2 protein-coding genes are annotated in these 1,165 nt (G+C 43.3%); one reads left to right on the top strand and one right to left on the bottom strand.

The window, feature by feature from the left end:
- On the bottom strand, window positions 1-756 hold a 756-nt coding region (locus B4237_RS13040), incomplete at its 3' end, for an anhydro-N-acetylmuramic acid kinase (protein ID WP_286943484.1).
- A 79-nt stretch (window positions 757-835) separates the two neighbouring features.
- On the opposite strand from B4237_RS13040, the gene tyrS reads away from it, so the two are divergent.
- A partial coding sequence (gene tyrS / locus B4237_RS13035) for a tyrosine--tRNA ligase (protein ID WP_414632349.1) occupies window positions 836-1,165 on the top strand: 330 nt, incomplete at its 3' end.

Genomic DNA, 1,165 nt, shown 5'->3' with positions numbered 1-1,165 from the left:
CATTTGATCATCAAGCCATTCAAGATTAAAGTCTGCTCGACCCGTACTTTTGGGTGGTTCGATTGCAAAGAATTCGTGGGTTTGTAAACGATCTAGCAATGAACGAATTGGTTGACCATACGCGGCCCAGTCGCCGTTTTCATCATAAGGATGACCTGTATGACGTTGGCACCACGCGTCCATCAAAATATTAGCTGGACCTGTATCAAAGCCGTAAACGGCTTCAGGATTATTAGCTGGTAGCATACTCACATTTGCAATTCCACCGAGATTGAGAATGACACGGTGGATACTGTCATGTTGGAACAAGGCTTGATGGAAAGCAGGTACCAATGGAGCACCTTGACCGCCTGCCGCCATGTCACGACGACGAAAATCTGATACAACAGGAATCTGAGTAATCTCAGTAATAATATTGGGATCGCCGATTTGTAGCGTGAAACCATGTTCAGGGCGATGGCGAATGGTTTGCCCATGTGAACCAATGGCTTTAATTTGAGTTCGGTCGAGCTTGTTATTTTCAATAAGTTGATTAATGCCATGACCAATCATTTGCGCTAAGGTCACATCAGCCTTGCCCATGCAGTCAATTTCATTGTCATCAGGTAATGTTAACGCCATTAACTCATCACGTAACTCTGGCTCGAATGGAAGTGTTAAAGTCGCATGAATGATTAGAGGTTCAAATGAAGCTGCAACAAAATCAACACCATCCATGCTCGTGCCTGTCATTACACCAATATAGATTGCGCTCATGTACAACTTCCCCTGCAAGATGCTGAAAAAATGTTAGTATATCGCACAAATTGAATAACTGATGTGTTTAGGTTTTGTGATGTCAAATTTCTTGCCCGCCGAAGAACAGCTTGCTCTCATTCAACGAGGCACGCATGAGATTATTTCTGAAGAAGATTTACTGAAGAAATTAAAAGAGAATCGCCCACTCCGTGTGAAAGCAGGTTTTGATCCAACGGCTCCAGATTTACACTTAGGACATACCGTACTTATTAATAAGTTAAAAACTTTCCAAGACCTTGGTCATGAAGTAACTTTCTTGATTGGTGACTACACTGCGATGATCGGTGACCCAACGGGCAAAAGTGCAACGCGTCCGCCGTTATCACAAGAGCAGGTGATTGCCAACGCAAAAACGTATCAGGAACAA

Source organism: Acinetobacter sp. UBA6526 (genome assembly GCF_002434875.1).
In the GTDB taxonomy this organism is placed as follows: Bacteria; Pseudomonadota; Gammaproteobacteria; order Pseudomonadales; family Moraxellaceae; genus Acinetobacter; species Acinetobacter venetianus.
The sequence above is the reverse complement of the archived record's forward strand: the minus strand, read 5'-3'. Positions and strand labels throughout refer to the sequence as shown.